The following is a 14,374-nucleotide window of genomic DNA, read 5'->3' as shown; positions in this document are numbered from 1 at the left end:
GGTACCGACATAATCGGGCGCATGGATCCAGAGCCCGGCGAGTTCCTGTCCATGCTCACCGACGAGGAGGTCGAGGCGCTGCGCTCGGCCGGACGACCGCGGCGCTGGGACCGGGGCACGACCATCATGACCGAGGGCGACACGTCCGACTGGGTGCTCCTGCTGATGGAGGGCCGGGTCAAGTGCTCGTCGCACACGAGCAGCGGCACCGAGGTGGTGCTGGCCGTACGCGGTCCCGGCGCGCTGCTCGGCGAGCTGTCGGCCATCGACGGGTCGCCGCGCTCGACCACGGTGACCGCACTCGAACCGATCTCCGGCATCGTGGTGCGCGACTTCCCCACGTTCCTGGAGTCGCACGGGCGCGTGGCCGTGCTGCTCATGCAGCTCGTCAGCGGCCGGCTGCGGGACGCCGACCGCAAACGCATCGAGTACGGCGCCTTCGACACCACGGGCAGGGTGGCCACGCGGCTGCTGGAGCTGGCCGAGCGCTACGGGGAGAAGACCAACAGCGGCGTACGCGTCGCGCTGCCCCTCTCACAGGACGAGCTGGCCGGCTGGACCGGCGCCTCCCGTGAGGCCGTCAGCAAGGCCCTGCGCACGCTGCGCGACCGGGGCCTGATCGAGACCGGCCGGCGGCGCGTGGTGATCCACGACATCGACGGACTGCGGAAGCGCGCGCGGTAACCCCTGACACAAAACGGACGTACGTCGTACGTCATAGTGGAGGTCATGGTCGCGGTCACCCCCCAGGACGCCGGGCGCCTCCGCTACGCCTGGCGGGTGTGCGCGGTCACCAGCCTCGGTCTCGTCCTCATCGGCATCGCCGGCAGCACCCTCAACGTCGCGCTCCCTGCCGTGGTACGGCACTTCCAGGCCAGCGCGCTCGAATCCGGCTGGATCCTGCTGGCGTTCCTGCTGGTCAACACCGCGAGCCTGGTGTTCTTCGGCCGGGTGGCCGACCTGCTCGGCAGGCGGGAGGTGTACCTGACCGGGTTCGCCCTGTTCACGGTGGCCTCGCTGCTGGCCGGGTTATCGCCTGACGTGTGGTTCCTGATCGCGATGCGCGTGCTGCAGGCGATCGGGGCGGCGATGATCCTGGCGAACGGCACGGTGATCATCACCGACGCGTTCCCGCCGGACCGGCTCAGCCAGGGCATGGGCGTCTACATCGGCACGCTGTCGGTGGCGCAGTTGGCCGGGCCCACGCTGGGCGGGCTGATCGCGGAGGTCGCCGGCTGGCAGTGGATCTTCTGGGTCAACGTGCCCGCCGGGCTCCTCGCGTTCGGCGTGGGCGCGACGCTCCTGCGCAAGATGCCCAGGCGGCCCAAGGAGCCGGTGGACGCGCTGGGCAACGTGCTGCTGTTCGCGGCGCTGTCGGCGCTGCTGCTGGCCCTCTCGGAGGCGGGCTCCAGCGGGTTGTCCAGCCCTGTGGTGCTGACCGGGGCGGGCGTCTTCGTGGTGCTGCTGCCGCTGATCGTGCTGGCCGAGCGGCGCTCCTCGAACCCGGTGCTGGACCTGCGGTTGTTCGGCGGGCGACTGCTGGCCTATGCCAACGCGGCCTCGTTCTGCAACGCGCTGGCCCGGTCGGCGCTGATCCTCGTGGTGGCGCTGTACTTCCAGGCGGTCAGGGGGGCGGACGCGTTCGCGGCGGGGCTGAGCGTGCTGCCCGTGCCCGTCGGGATCGGGCTGGCCTCGCCGATCGTGGGCCTGCTGGGGCGGCGGGTGTCTCCGTACGCGCTGTCGATCGGCGGCGCGGCGCTGACCACGGCCGGGCTCGGGACGCTGCTGCTGACGGCCGACCCGGCGACGCCGCACTGGGTGATCGGGATCGGCCTGTTCGTGGCCGGGTGCGGCAGCGGGACGTTCCTGACCGGCAACACGACCCAGGTCATGCGCGCCCTGCCGCCCGGCAGCCTGGGGGTGGTCAACGGGTTCCGGGTCATGGTGATGAACGTCGGGATCGTGATCAGCATCGGCCTGTCGCTGAGCGTCCTGACCTCGTCGGTGGGGCCCGCGCTGCGCGAACAGGTCTACGCGGGGACGCTGTCGCGCCTGTCGCCGGTGGCGGTGGGGCAGCTCATGGACGGGTTCCAGCGGGCGTACGCGGTCCTCTTCACGGTCGCCCTGACCGGCCTCCTCCTGTCCACCCTGGCCCGCCCACGCACCCGCTGAGCGCCTTACCTGAGGGCCGCGGCCAGTCTGGGTTCGATGTCGCGGTAGCGGGAGACCGGGATGAGGTGGACGCCGGCGAAGGCGCCCGAGTCGCGCAGGGCGAGAACCTGCTCGCAGGCGGCCTCCACGCCCGCCATGCGGTCCGCGGCCACCCGGGCGACGAGGTCGTCGGGCAGGGCGATGTCCGGGATGGCGGCGGAGAGGGTGCGGGCGTGGTTCGCGCTGGCCAGGACCATGACGCCGGCATAGACCGGCACGTCCACCGGGTGCTCGTCGCGCCACCGGAGCTGGGCCTCCACCGAGAAGCTCACCTGGGAGAACAGGAAGTCGGCCGCCCGCTTCCACGACGGCAGCGGACGAAGGCCGGCGGCGGCGCCCAGGCGGACGCCCGGCGTGAACGCGCGCGCCTCCTCGATCATCGACCGGACCGTCAGGTCGCTCGTCCGGTTGCCGCTCGACGGCTTGTCGCCGAAGACGAACAGGAACTGGTCCACCCCGTACGCCGCCGCCGTCAGCAGGTCGCGGCGGAAGCCCAGCAGGTTGCGGTCGCGCGAGTTGAGGCAGGCGATGCCGCGCCCGCCCATCGCCTCGACCTCGTGCGCCACGGCCACACTGGACACGGTCGCCCGCCCGATGTGGTTGTCCGGGATGAGAAACGAGTGGGCGATCTTGCTCATCGTGCCGATCTGGTGCCTGACGTGCTTCAGATCGGGCGTGGTGGGCGGTTCGATCTCGCAGATCAGCTCGAAGGACATGATCATGACCCTAGCGCCTGGCCGCCAGCGCCTCGATGCCGCCCAGGACGAGGTCGACGCCGAACGTGTCGTAGAGCCCCGGCGCGGTGCCCTCCACGAGCGGGCGGGCCATCTCCACCAGGTGTGGGTAGCGCTCCGGCGACAGCGACTGCAACCCGGCCTTCTTCGCCCGCATGAGCTGCTCGGCCTCCTCCTCCGTCCGGCAGTTCGCCTTGTGGTGGACCGGGGCGTCGGCGATCGCGATGGCGCTCTGCAGCAGATATTTCGTGACCAGGCAGCTCTCGTCCACATCGAAGCCCGCCTTGCGGGCCAGCCCGAGGCCCTTGTCCCAGACGATCAGGAAGTTCGGCACCTCGACCGGGTCGATCTGCTCGATCACGTTCTTGGCGCAAGGATGCGTGCGCAGCGCCCTGATCAGGCCCTCCGCCAGGTCGCGGAGCTGGGCCTGCCACGGGCGCTCGTCGGCGGGCTCGGGGACGAAGCCGCCGATCAGGTGGTCGGCCATGCCGACGAGCAGCAGGTCCTTGTTCTTGTAGTGCCAGTAGAGGGCCATCGGGGTCACGCCGAGGTCCGTGGCCAGGCGTCTGATGGTGACGGCGTCGAGACCTTCGGCGTCGCCGATCTCCAGAGCACGTTCCGCGATCGCCTGCGCGGTCAGTTTTCCCATCACGGTTGACAACTATACGACGTACAAGTTCCACTATACGGCGTACAAGTACGCTGTATAGGAGGCAGTGGCATGCGATGGTGGGCACTGGTCGCAGTGACGTTGGGCACCTTCATGACCTATCTCGACAACAACGTGGGCAACGTCGCGTTGCCGACGATCCAGCGGGACCTCGGGCTGACGATCTCGGGGCTGGAGTGGATCGTGAGCTCGTACATCCTGGTCTTCGCCGGGCTCATGCTGGCCGGAGGGCGGCTCGCGGACGTGTTCGGCGCGCGCCGGGTGTTCCTGGGCGGGCTGGCGATCTTCACGCTGTCCTCGCTGGCGGCGGGGCTGGCCACGTCCGGCGGGATGCTGGTCGGCGCGCGCGCCGTGCAGGGGGTCGGGGCCGCGCTGCTCACGCCCACCGCGCTGGCGCTGATCGGCCAGATCTTCCCCGACCCGGCCGAGCGCGGCCGGGCCGTCGGCATCTGGAGCGCCTCGGGGGCGCTCTCCATGGCGCTCGGTCCCGCCGCGGGCGGCTTCATCAGCGAGAACCTGCACTGGGGCTGGATCTACCTGATCAACGTCCCGATCGGGCTGGTGACGTCGGGGCTCGCGCTCTGGGCCATCAGGCCGGCTTTCACCCGCGTACGCCGCAACCTCGACCTGCCCGGTCTGGTCACCTCGGCGATCGCCCTGTTCGCCCTGACTTATGCGCTCATCGAGGGCGAGGCCGCCGGCTGGACCTCACCGGAGATCCTGGCCGCGTTCGGCGTGTTCGCCGCGGCGGCCGTGGCGTTCGTGCTGGCGGAGTCGCGGGCCGCCGAGCCGATGATCGTGATGTCGCTGTTCAGGTCGCGGGTGTTCAGCGGCGGTCTGCTCACCAGCGGGATCTGGTCGTTCGGCGTGTTCGGCGTCTACTTCTTCAGCGCCCTGTGGCTGCAGAACGTGCTCGGCTTCTCCCCCACCCAGGCGGGCGCGTCGTTCGTGCCGATGGCGCTGGTCATGGCCGTGACCGCGCTCCTGTCGCAGCGGGTCAGCGCGCTCATCGGCATCGGCCGCACGGTGGCGCTCGGGATGGCGCTCATGGGCACCGCGATCTACCTGATCTCCCGCGTCGGAGCCGACGGCGACTACGCGGACGTCGCGCCCTGGTTCATCCTGTACGGCCTCGGCGGCGGCCTCCTGGTCCCCCTGACGGCCGCCATCCTCAGCGGCATGCCCCAGGACCGCTCAGGCGTGGCGTCGGGCATGCTCAACGTCTCCCGCGAGGTGTTCGGGCTGCTCGGCATCACGCTCCTGGGGGCGTTCCTGAGCGCCCGGCAGAGCGCGAGCGACCGGCCACCGCTGCCGGCCTTCCTCGACGCCTACCAGTTCACGCTGGTCGTCGCGGCGATCGTGGTGCTGGCGGCGATCCCGGTCGCGCTCTACTCGCTGCGCCCCGCCCCCGTCGAGCGTGAGGAGCCTCAGGCGGCGGCCACCGTGGGCTCGTCGAACTGAGTGCGGTACAGCTCCTCGTAGCGTCCCTCGGCGGCGAGCAACTCGGCGTGCGTGCCGCGCTCGACCACCCGCCCGTCCTCGATCACCAGGATCAGGTCGGCGGCCCGGACGGTGGAGAGCCGGTGCGCGATCACCACGGCGGTCCTGCCTTCCAGCGCCTCGCCGAGCGCCGCCTGCACGGCCGCCTCCGAGGTGGAGTCGAGCGCCGCCGTGGCCTCGTCCAGGATGACCACCCTGGGCCTGGCCAGCAGCAGCCGGGCGATCGTCAGCCGCTGACGCTCGCCGCCCGACAGCCGGTAGCCGCGCTCCCCCACGACCGTGTCGAGGCCGTCGGGCAGGGACTCGATGAGCGTGGCGAGCCTGGCCCTGGTGAGCGCGTCCCAGATTTCTTCCTCGCTCGCCTCCGGCCTGGCCAGCAGCAGGTTCGCCCGGATCGTCTCGTGGAACAGGTGGCCGTCCTGGGTGACCATGCCGAGCGTGTCGCGGATGGAGTCGGCGGTCAGGTCGCGCACGTCCACGCCGCCGAGCCGGACGGCGCCGGAGTCGACGTCGTACAGGCGGGGCAGCAACTGGGCGATCGTGGACTTGCCCGCGCCCGACGAGCCGACCAGCGCCACCATCTGACCCGGTTCGGCCCGGAACGAGACGCCGTGCAGCACCTCGACGCCGCCGCGCGAGTCGAGCGTGGCGACCTCCTCCAGCGAGGCGAGCGAGACCTTGTCGGCCGACGGGTAGGCGAAGCGCACGTCGTCGAACTCGACCGCCACCGGGCCGTCGGGGACCTCGCGGGCGTCCGGCTTCTCCTGGATGAGCGGCTTGAGGTCGAGGACCTCGAAGACGCGGTCGAAGCTGACGATCGCGCTCATCACGTCCACGCGGGCGCTGGCCAGGGCGGTCAGGGGGGCGTACAGGCGGGTGAGCAGCATGGCCATCGACACGACCGCGCCGGGGGCGAGCTGGTGGCGCAGGGCGTAGAAGCCGCCGAGGCCGTACACGAGGGCGAGGGCCAGGGCCGAGACCAGCGTCAGCGCCGTGACGAAGGCCGACTGGGTCATGGCCGAGCGCACCCCGATGTCGCGCACCCGGCGGGCCCTGGCGGCGAACTCGGCCGACTCTCGCGCGGGCCGGCCGAACAGCTTCACCAGCGTCGCGCCCGGCGCCGAGAAGCGCTCGGTCATCTGCGTGCCCATGGCCGCGTTGTGGTCGGCCGCCTCGCGCCGCAGCCTGGCGATCCTGGTGCCCATGCGCCGCGCGGGCAGCACGAACACCGGCAGGAGCAGCAGCGCGAGCAGGGTGATCTGCCAGGAGATGCCGATCATGGCGACGAGCGTGAGCATGAGCGTCACCAGGTTGCCCGCCACGCCGGACAGCGTGTCGGTGAAGGCCCGCTGCGCGCCGATCACGTCGTTGTTCAGGCGGCTGACCAGCGCGCCGGTGCGGGTCCTGGTGAAGAACGCGATCGGCATCTTCTGTACGTGGTCGAACACGGCCGTACGAAGATCGAGGATCAGGCTCTCACCGAGCCCCGCCGACAGCCACCGGTTCACCAGCCCGAGCCCCGCCTCGGCGATCGCCAGCCCCGCGATCAGCAGGGCCACCATGACGACCACGTCCAGCGGCTCACCCTTGAAGATGGCGTCCACCACCCGGCCCGCGAGCAGCGGCGCGCCCACGGCCAGGCCCGCCGTCACCACGCTGAGCAGCAGGAACAGCGTCATCCTGCGCCGGTGCGGCCGGGCGAAGGCGGCGATACGCCGCAGCGTCACTCTGGAGACAGAGCGACGCTGCGGTTGGTTGTTCATCGAATAGAGCTGATGCCAGGCGGTCACTTCCATACTCATGGGAGGAACGCTATGGCCTCAACTTAACTTGAGGTCAAGAGCCGATCTTCTTGCCCTGGGCGTGCCAGACCACCGCGACCGACGGGCGCGGCTGGTCGCCGTCGGGCCAGCGGCTGCCCGGGTTGTCCGGGGTCGCGCCGTCGGTCTCGCCGGGGTGCTGCACCGCCACGAACACGCTGAGCTGGTCGCTGGTGACCAGCGGCCCGCAGGTCTCGGCGCCGACCGGGACCGTGAGGAACTGGCGCAGGTGGCCGCGCTCCGCGCCCCGGACGGGCATCACGAACAGGCCGTCGTTGGTGCCGAGCGCGTTGCCGTCCGTGGAGATCCACAGGTTGCCGTCGCGGTCGAACGTGACGTTGTCCGGGCAGGAGATCGGCGAGACCTTGGTCTTGTCGTAGCCGGCGAAGTAGGTGGCCGGGTCCTTCGGGTCGCCGCAGACGAGCGGGAGCGACCAGGAGAACGTCGTCCGGCCCGCGTCGTCGCCCGCCTCGACGATCTCCAGGACGTGGCCGTGCTTGTTCGACGAGCGCGGGTTGGCCTCGTCGGCCTGGGCCGCGGTGCGGTTGGTGTTGTTGGTCAGGGCCACGTACACGCCGCCCGTGATCGGGTTGCGCTCCATGTCCTCGGGGCGGTCCATCTTGGTGGCGCCCGCCTTGTCGGCGGCGGTGCGGGTGTAGACGAGCACCTCGGCGGCGGACATGCCGGGCACGTGCGAGGTGGTGCCCGAGACGAGCGGGATCCACTGGCCCGAGCCGTCGAAGCCGCCGTCGGCGGGCAGCTTGCCGGTGCCGTCGATCTCGGTGGCCGGGCTGTCGCCGGTGAACTTGGCCACGTACAGGGTGCCCTCGTCGAGCAGCGTCCGGTTGTGGGCCTCGTTCCCGGTGATGAAGCGTTCCTTCGAGACGAACTTGTAGATGTACTCGAAGCGGGAGTCGTCGCCCATGTAGACGACCAGGCGGCCGTCCTCGGCCAGCGTCGTGGTGGCGGCCTCGTGCTTGAACCTGCCCAGCGCCGTGCGCTTGACCGGCGTGGACTCGGGGTCGAACGGGTCGATCTCCACGATCCAGCCGAACCGGTTGGCCTCCTTCGGGTGCTTGGCCAGGTCGAAGCGTTCCTCGACGCGGTCGAACCTGCGACTGCTCGCCGGAGTGCCGTTCGTGATGGTGTAGCGGGAGATGTACGGCTTCTGCGCGTCGGGCACCTTGTCGCCGTTGACGAAGTACTGGTCGAAGTTCTCCTCGGCGGTCAGCACGGTCCCCCACGGGGTGGTGCCGCCGGCGCAGTTGTTCAGCATGCCGACGGGCGTGCGGCCCTCGGGGTCGGCGGCCGTCTTGAGCAGGTCGTGACCCGCCGCCGGACCGGTGAACTTCATGGGGGTCTGAGCGGTGATGCGCCGGTTGTAGCGGCGGCGGCCGCCGGTGAGCAGCTCCCACTGGCCGGTGCCGCCCGCCCGCGTGATCTCCACGATCGAGCCGCCGTGCGCGGCCAGCCCGATCTTGATCTGCTCCACGGTGGCCGCCGCGCCGCCGGTGTAGCCGCGGAACATCAGGTTCTCGTCGGTGTACTCGTGGTTGACCCAGAGCAGCGCCCGGTCGGTGCCCATCGGGAACACCGTCACGAAGTCACAGTTGTAGCCGAACTGCTTGTTCTGGGCGTCGGCGCTCTGGTTGTCGAAATCGAAGGCCGGCGCGTCGGAGAGCACGGGGTCGCCCCAGCGCACGACCACGGAGGACTTGTAGCCGTCCGGGATGGTCAGCGCGTCGACCTTGTTCGGCGCCACGGGGGTGAAGGTCAGGCCGCCGGTGCCGGGCCGCGTGGGCGTCGGCGCCGGGGTCGTCTCGTCCGCCAGGGCCGGTACGGCGCCCGACACGCCCACGCCCGCCACGAGGGCGCCGAGCACGCCCGCCCGCAGCACGCCGCGCCGCGACAGCGCCTCCTTCACCACGTCGCCGAAGTAGGCGTTGGAAGTGGTGTTCGCCACGTCATGCGCGCACGCGTTGCCGCAGCGGAACTGGCACGTCAGCGCGGATCGGCCACCTTTGTGCGGGGTGGAAAGCAGCGGCAGCAGCCGCCCGCCCGCGTGGGGGTTCGCCACAGGTCCTCCATAAAAGTGCGCGGTTGTACGGCGGGGAGGCTACGGTCGCCGTCGAAACCGGAGGTGAACGATGACCTCCATCTCGATGAACGCTGCCCGGGAGACAATGTTGGTGTGCCACCACGCAAGATGGACCAGGAAAAGCTGAGATCGGCCCTCGACGGTCAGCTCGTGGCCCTCGACGAGCCTCCTTACGACGGCCCGGCGTCCGCGTTGCCCGACGCGCTCGTGGCCGCCGTGCTGGCGGCCTACGAGCGCGGGGAGCGGCCCGAGCGCGACGCGGCCAGGCAGGCGGTGCGCTACCTGCTCGACAAACTGGCGACCGCGGCGCCGGGCAGGACCGTCGAGGTGCGGGTGCCGCCGTACGCCGCCGTCCAGGCGATCGTCGGCCCCCGCCATACCCGCGGTACCCCACCGAATGTGGTCGAAACGGACGGCCGCACCTGGATCGAGCTCGCTCTCGGCCGCCTGACCTGGGCCGAGGCCATGGCGAAGGGCGCCATCGCCGCCAGCGGCTCCCGGGCGGACCTGTCAGAGCACCTGCCGCTCTAGCGGCTGCCGTTCATCCAGGGAAACTTGTCCTCGAAGCACCGGTCGGCGAGCTGGCCGGGCAGGTGCGCGCATTCCTGGACCACGTTCCAGAACCAGATCGCCACGATCGCGAACAGGATCAGCGACAGGACGCTGATGGCGATGCCGGCCAGGGCGCGGCCCCGGCCGGCCTGCTTGGCCAGCGCCACGCAGCCGAAGACGATCGACAGGATGGCGGTGATCAGGCCGGTGAAACAGACGAACACCAGAAAGGGGCTGGCCACGCCCAGGACGAGCGAGGCGGTCGCCAGGCCGCTGCCCGGCTGTGACTGCTGCTGGTAGGGATGGCCGTAGGGGCCGGGGGGCGGCGGGTAGCCGGGCGGGCCACCGTACGGACTGGAGGGCGAGGTGCCCGGCACGGTCGGTTCGCCGTAGTTCGGCCGGCCGCCCTGGTCGTAGCGCGACGGCGTCGGCCTGCCGGGCGGCTCCTCCGGCGGGGTGCCCGACCAGCCCGGATAGGTGGGCGTGGCGCCCGGCACCGGATACACCTGGGTCCGCTCGGCGTCGCTCCCCGTGGGCTGCGGCGTCTCCGGCGAGGTGGGCAGGTCGGGATGGCCGGGCTCGCCGGCGGGCCTGGGCTCGTGCGCCGGCGGCACGTCGGGCCGCGGCGGCACGGGCGGCACCACGGGCGGCACGGGCGTGATCGGCTCCTCACCGCTGCCACCGCCGGGCGGCCGCTCCTCACCGCTGCCACCGCCGGGTGGCCGTTCGTCGCGCGGCACCGTACCCTCGCTCCACCACTCGGGCTCGTGCTGCGGCGGAGCGTCCTCATCGGAACGGTCCTCGCGCGGGTCCTGCCCCGGGCGGGGCTCGTTCGGGTCCCCAGGTGTGGTCACGTCTGCGTCTCCCGACGGGTCAGCATGCCGGATACCTCACCCTTACTCGGCAGGCGCCGGCTAAACCGCGCGACACGGTAAGAGGAGGCTCATCCTTGGGTCACCATGCGCCAAAACGGCAGGCGGCGGGCAAGATGAGTGCATGCTGGACGAGACCCTGACCTACGCGCTGATCAAGGCCATGAAGACGCATCGCAACCGGCTGGCCGCCGCGCTGGTCCCCCTCGGGCTGCACGTCGGCCAGGAGCTGCTGCTCAACCAGCTGTGGCACGAGGACGGCCTGACCCAGGGCGAGCTGATCGCCAGGCTCGGCGTCGAGCCTCCGACGGTCACCAAGACCCTCCAGCGCCTCGAACGCGCGGGCATCGTCTACCGGGCCCCCGATCCCGAGCGGCCGCGGGTGGGCCGCGTGCACCTCACCGACACGGGCAAGGCGCTGCGCGAGCCGGTGGAGGAGATCTGGAACCGGATGGACGAGGACATGCTGCAGGGTTTCACCCCGGAAGAACGCGCGCTCCTCAACCGCCTGATCCGTGCCATGCCCAACAACGCGTTTCACTCCTAGCGAAACACCCTTGCGGGCATGTCTTCTCTTCGACTTAGCTGGCTAATTAGTCGGCTAATTCAAGGAGAACCATGCATGTCCTGATCACCGGTGGCTCGTCGGGCATCGGCGCCGCCACCGCGCTCGCGTACGCCAAGACCGGCGCGCGCGTCACGATCACCTACAACACGGGCGCGGACCGGGCGGCCGAGATCGTCAAGCGGATCGAGGCGGAGGGCGGCGCGGCGGCGGCCGTACACCTGGACCTGGAGGACCACGCCACGATCGGGCCCGCGGTCGCGCAGGCGGGGCCCGTGGACGCGCTCGTGGCCAACGCCGTGCGCTGGGGCACGATCATGCCGGGGAGCATCGCGTTCGAGGACGTCCCCGCCGCCGAGTGGACGGCCGTCCTGCACGCGAACGTGGCCGGCAACGCGCTGCTCGTCCAGGCGGTGCTGCCGGAGATGCGGCGCAAGGGTTTCGGGCGGATCGTGCTGGTCTCGTCGGGAATCGCCGAGGAGGGGGTGCCGGGGCCGGGCCCGTACGGCACCGCGAAGGCGGCCCTGCACGGCATGGCCCGGGCACTGGCGTGGGAGGCCGGCCGCGACGGCATCCTGGTCAACGTGGCCGTCGCCGGGCTCACCCTCACCGACGGGCCCCGGCACATCCCGCAGGACGTACTCGACCGGCTCGCGGCCCGCACGCCGAGCCGCCGGCTGTCCACGGCGGAGGACATGGCGGCGCTCATCGTGTTCCTGGGTTCGGCGGCGAACCACAACGTCACGGGCGAGATCATCCGCGACGGCTCCAACGCCGGCAGGTCGGCCCACGCGCAGTGATATCGCCCCCGGGTGCGCGAGCACGGAAGCCCTCGACCTAGACTGAGGCATGTGCTGAAGGGCGACGGCCGGCTCGGCCATGACCTGGACCCCCACGACCGCGCACCTAAAGACGCCTGTGGCGTCTTCGGCGTATGGGCCCCAGGCGAGGAAGTTTCCAAACTCACCTACTACGGGCTGTACGCGTTGCAGCACCGCGGCCAGGAGTCCGCGGGCATCGCGGTCAGCGAGGGCAGCCGCATTCTCGTCTACAAGGACATGGGCCTCGTCGCCCAGGTCTTCGACGAGTCGGTGCTGGGCACCCTCCGCGGCCACCTGGCCATCGGCCACTGCCGCTACTCCACGACCGGATCCAGCGTGTGGGAGAACGCTCAGCCCACGCTGAGCTCCACCGACGTCGGCGGGCTCGCGCTCGCCCACAACGGCAACCTCATCAACACCCCGGAGCTGGCCCAGCGCCTGGCTCCGGGCTCCACCCGCGCCACCACGGACACCGAGGTCCTGACCACGCTGCTCGCGCAAGACCGCACCCGCTCCATCGAAGACGCCGCCGCCGAGCTGCTCCCGCAGGTCAAGGGCGCCTATTCGCTGGTGTTCATGGACGAGAAGACCCTCTACGCCGCCCGTGACCCACAGGGCATCCGCCCGATGGTCCTGGGCCGCCTGGAGCGCGGCTGGGTGGTGGCCTCGGAGACGGCGGCGCTCGACATCGTGGGCGCCACGTTCGTCAGGGAGATCGAGCCCGGCGAGATGCTCACCATCGACGAGCGCGGCGTCAGGTCGCGCCGCTTCGCGCTGGCGGACCCGAAGGGCTGTCTGTTCGAGTACGTCTATCTCGCCCGCCCCGACACCACCATCGCGGGGCGCGGCCTCCAGGTCGCCCGGGTCGAGATGGGCCGCGCGCTGGCCCGCGAACACCCGGTGGAGGCCGACCTGGTCATCCCCACGCCCGAGTCCGGCACGCCCGCCGCCGTGGGCTACGCGCAGGAGAGCGGGATCCCGTACGGGCAGGGGCTGGTCAAGAACTCCTACGTGGGCCGCACGTTCATCCAGCCCTCGCAGACCATCCGGCAGCTCGGCATCCGGCTCAAGCTCAACCCGCTGCGCGAGGTCGTGGAGGGCAAGCGCCTCATCGTCGTGGACGACTCGATCGTGCGCGGCAACACCCAGCGCGCGATCGTCAAGATGCTGCGCGAGGCGGGGGCGCGTGAGGTGCACGTACGCATCTCGTCGCCGCCCGTGGCCTGGCCGTGCTTCTACGGCATCGACTTCGCCACCAGGGCCGAGCTGATCGCGGGCTCGCTTTCGGTCGAGGAGATCCGGGCCTCGCTGGGGGCCGACTCGCTCGGCTACATCTCCCTGGAGGGCCTCACGGCGGCCACCACCATCCCGGCTGAACGCCTCTGCATGGCCTGCTTCAGCGGCTCCTACCCCATCCCGATCGACCAGGACAACGTGGGCAAGTTCGTATTGGAGACCAAGGCGTGAGTACGTACGAGGCCGCCGGCGTCGACATCGAGGCCGGCGAGCTGGCGGTCACCCTGATGAAGGACAAGGTGGCGCGCGCCCGGCGGCCGGAGGTCGTCGACGACGCCAGCGGGTTCGCGGGGCTGTTCGACGTCTCGGCGCTGCTGCGCTACCAGCGGCCGCTGCTCGCCTCCTCCACGGACGGCGTCGGCACCAAGGTCATGATCGCCCAGCAGTACGGCAAGCACGACACGATCGGCATCGACCTGGTCGGCATGGTCCTCGACGACCTGGTGGTCGTGGGGGCCGAGCCGCTGTTCATGACCGACTACATCGCCTGCGGGAAGGTCGTCCCCGAGCTCGTCGCGGAGATCGTCGGCGGCGTCGCCGAGGGCTGCCGCCTGGCCGGGGCCGCCCTGGTGGGCGGCGAGACGGCCGAGCACCCGGGGGCGATGGGGCCGAACGAATACGACCTCGCGGGCGCCGGCACCGGCGTGGTCGAGGCGTCCGCGCTGCTGGGTCCCGAGCGGGTCGTCGAGGGCGACGTGGTGCTGGGGATGGCGTCGTCCGGGGTGCACTCCAACGGCTATTCGCTGGTCCGGCACGTGCTGCGCGAGGCCGCGCTGTCGCTGGACACCGTGCTGCCCGAGCTGGGGCGGCCGCTGGGCGAGGAGCTGCTGGAGCCGACGCGGATCTACTCGCTGGACTGCCTGGAGCTGGCGCGGGTGGTCGACGTGCACGCCTACGCGCACATCACCGGTGGCGGGATCGAGAACAACCTGTCCCGGTCGCTGCCCGCCGGGCTCGACGCCGTCCTGAACCGCTCGTCCTGGACGCCGCCGCCGATCTTCGGGCTGCTGGCCTCGTACGGGCAGATCGCCCAGCGGGACATGGACCGGACCTTCAACCTCGGGATCGGGATGGCGGCCGTGGTGTCGGCCGACTCGGCCGACGAGGCGATCCGGGTGCTCCGGGGGCGCGGGGTGGACACCTGGGTGCTGGGCGAGATCGTCCCCGGCACCGGCCAGGCCCACTACCGCTAGAGCTTTTCTGACGGCGGGCGGCCACACCGCCGCCCGCGTTGC

Annotated in this window: 13 protein-coding genes; 8 read left to right on the top strand and 5 right to left on the bottom strand. The window is 71.1% G+C overall.

The window, feature by feature from the left end; translation table 11 throughout:
* Window positions 1–21: 21 nt before the first annotated feature.
* On the top strand, window positions 22–684 hold the full coding sequence (locus tag C4V41_RS53520) for a Crp/Fnr family transcriptional regulator (protein ID WP_103963776.1): 663 nt from the start codon (window positions 22–24) through the stop codon (window positions 682–684).
* Window positions 685–729: 45 nt separating this feature from the next.
* Window positions 730–2,172, top strand: coding sequence for an MFS transporter (locus tag C4V41_RS53515; protein WP_103963775.1), 1,443 nt, complete (start codon window positions 730–732; stop codon window positions 2,170–2,172).
* Between the two features lie 5 nt (window positions 2,173–2,177).
* On the opposite strand, the gene C4V41_RS53510 is transcribed toward C4V41_RS53515, so the two are convergent.
* Together C4V41_RS53510 and C4V41_RS53505 are read right to left on the bottom strand one after the other, a co-directional pair.
* On the bottom strand, window positions 2,178–2,927 hold the full coding sequence (locus C4V41_RS53510) for a methylenetetrahydrofolate reductase (RefSeq protein WP_200824873.1): 750 nt from the start codon (window positions 2,925–2,927) through the stop codon (window positions 2,178–2,180).
* 10 nt (window positions 2,928–2,937) lie between these two features.
* Window positions 2,938–3,594 carry a TetR/AcrR family transcriptional regulator gene (locus C4V41_RS53505; RefSeq protein WP_103963773.1) on the bottom strand — a complete coding sequence of 219 codons (657 nt, stop codon included), beginning with the start codon at window positions 3,592–3,594 and terminating at the stop codon, window positions 2,938–2,940.
* Between the two features lie 72 nt (window positions 3,595–3,666).
* Here C4V41_RS53505 and C4V41_RS53500 point away from each other — a divergent pair, with 72 nt between their 5' ends.
* Window positions 3,667–5,076 carry a DHA2 family efflux MFS transporter permease subunit gene (locus tag C4V41_RS53500; protein ID WP_103963772.1) on the top strand — a complete coding sequence of 470 codons (1,410 nt, stop codon included), beginning with the start codon at window positions 3,667–3,669 and terminating at the stop codon, window positions 5,074–5,076.
* On the opposite strand, the gene C4V41_RS53495 is transcribed toward C4V41_RS53500, so the two are convergent.
* Both C4V41_RS53495 and C4V41_RS53490 read right to left on the bottom strand, forming a co-directional pair.
* The gene (locus tag C4V41_RS53495) at window positions 5,043–6,917 is read right to left on the bottom strand and encodes an ABC transporter ATP-binding protein (protein WP_103963771.1); all 1,875 of its coding nucleotides are present in this window, start codon (window positions 6,915–6,917) and stop codon (window positions 5,043–5,045) included. The genes C4V41_RS53500 and C4V41_RS53495 overlap by 34 nt on opposite strands.
* Before the next feature lie 34 nt (window positions 6,918–6,951).
* Window positions 6,952–9,012: a PhoX family protein gene (locus C4V41_RS53490; RefSeq protein WP_103963770.1), complete on the bottom strand. Its 2,061-nt coding sequence runs from the start codon at window positions 9,010–9,012 to the stop codon at window positions 6,952–6,954.
* Between the two features lie 129 nt (window positions 9,013–9,141).
* Between C4V41_RS53490 and C4V41_RS53485 the strand changes: the two genes are divergently transcribed.
* Window positions 9,142–9,564 (top strand): sterol carrier family protein, encoded by a 423-nt coding sequence (locus tag C4V41_RS53485; RefSeq protein WP_103963769.1) that lies wholly within the window; start codon window positions 9,142–9,144, stop codon window positions 9,562–9,564.
* Here C4V41_RS53485 and C4V41_RS53480 read toward each other — a convergent pair.
* Window positions 9,561–10,439, bottom strand: a complete 879-nt coding sequence (locus C4V41_RS53480) for a DUF4190 domain-containing protein (RefSeq protein WP_103963768.1) — start codon at window positions 10,437–10,439, stop codon at window positions 9,561–9,563. The two genes, C4V41_RS53485 and C4V41_RS53480, sit on opposite strands and share 4 nt — an antisense overlap.
* 142 nt (window positions 10,440–10,581) lie before the next feature.
* Here C4V41_RS53480 and C4V41_RS53475 point away from each other — a divergent pair, with 142 nt between their 5' ends.
* From C4V41_RS53475 to purM, 4 genes are all read left to right on the top strand, one after another.
* On the top strand, window positions 10,582–11,004 hold the full coding sequence (locus C4V41_RS53475) for a MarR family winged helix-turn-helix transcriptional regulator (protein WP_103963767.1): 423 nt from the start codon (window positions 10,582–10,584) through the stop codon (window positions 11,002–11,004).
* A gap of 71 nt (window positions 11,005–11,075) precedes the next feature.
* Entirely contained in the window at window positions 11,076–11,822 is a 747-nt protein-coding gene (locus C4V41_RS53470; RefSeq protein WP_103963766.1) for an SDR family NAD(P)-dependent oxidoreductase, read from the top strand.
* Between the two features lie 51 nt (window positions 11,823–11,873).
* Window positions 11,874–13,310 carry an amidophosphoribosyltransferase gene (gene purF, locus C4V41_RS53465; protein ID WP_103963765.1) on the top strand — a complete coding sequence of 479 codons (1,437 nt, stop codon included), beginning with the start codon at window positions 11,874–11,876 and terminating at the stop codon, window positions 13,308–13,310.
* On the top strand, window positions 13,307–14,332 hold the full coding sequence (gene purM / locus C4V41_RS53460) for a phosphoribosylformylglycinamidine cyclo-ligase (protein ID WP_103963764.1): 1,026 nt from the start codon (window positions 13,307–13,309) through the stop codon (window positions 14,330–14,332). The genes purF and purM overlap by 4 nt, the downstream gene beginning before the upstream one ends.
* Window positions 14,333–14,374: the final 42 nt, after the last annotated feature.

Source organism: Nonomuraea solani (assembly GCF_900108335.1).
Lineage (GTDB): Bacteria > Actinomycetota > Actinomycetes > Streptosporangiales > Streptosporangiaceae > Nonomuraea > Nonomuraea solani.
Note: the sequence above shows the minus strand (reverse complement) of the source record. Positions and strands in the feature narration are given on the sequence as shown.

Bases quoted from the DNA above. Each gene is read 5' to 3' on its own strand.
- C4V41_RS53520 (WP_103963776.1), top strand. From the start codon at position 22: ATGGATCCAGAGCCCGGCGAGTTCCTGTCCATGCTCACCGACGAGGAG.
- C4V41_RS53515 (WP_103963775.1), top strand. From the start codon at position 730: ATGGTCGCGGTCACCCCCCAGGACGCCGGGCGCCTCCGCTACGCCTGG.
- C4V41_RS53510 (WP_200824873.1), bottom strand. From the start codon at position 2,927: ATGTCCTTCGAGCTGATCTGCGAGATCGAACCGCCCACCACGCCCGAT.
- C4V41_RS53505 (WP_103963773.1), bottom strand. From the start codon at position 3,594: ATGGGAAAACTGACCGCGCAGGCGATCGCGGAACGTGCTCTGGAGATC.
- C4V41_RS53500 (WP_103963772.1), top strand. From the start codon at position 3,667: ATGCGATGGTGGGCACTGGTCGCAGTGACGTTGGGCACCTTCATGACC.
- C4V41_RS53495 (WP_103963771.1), bottom strand. From the start codon at position 6,917: ATGAGTATGGAAGTGACCGCCTGGCATCAGCTCTATTCGATGAACAAC.
- C4V41_RS53485 (WP_103963769.1), top strand. From the start codon at position 9,142: ATGGACCAGGAAAAGCTGAGATCGGCCCTCGACGGTCAGCTCGTGGCC.
- C4V41_RS53475 (WP_103963767.1), top strand. From the start codon at position 10,582: ATGCTGGACGAGACCCTGACCTACGCGCTGATCAAGGCCATGAAGACG.
- C4V41_RS53470 (WP_103963766.1), top strand. From the start codon at position 11,076: ATGCATGTCCTGATCACCGGTGGCTCGTCGGGCATCGGCGCCGCCACC.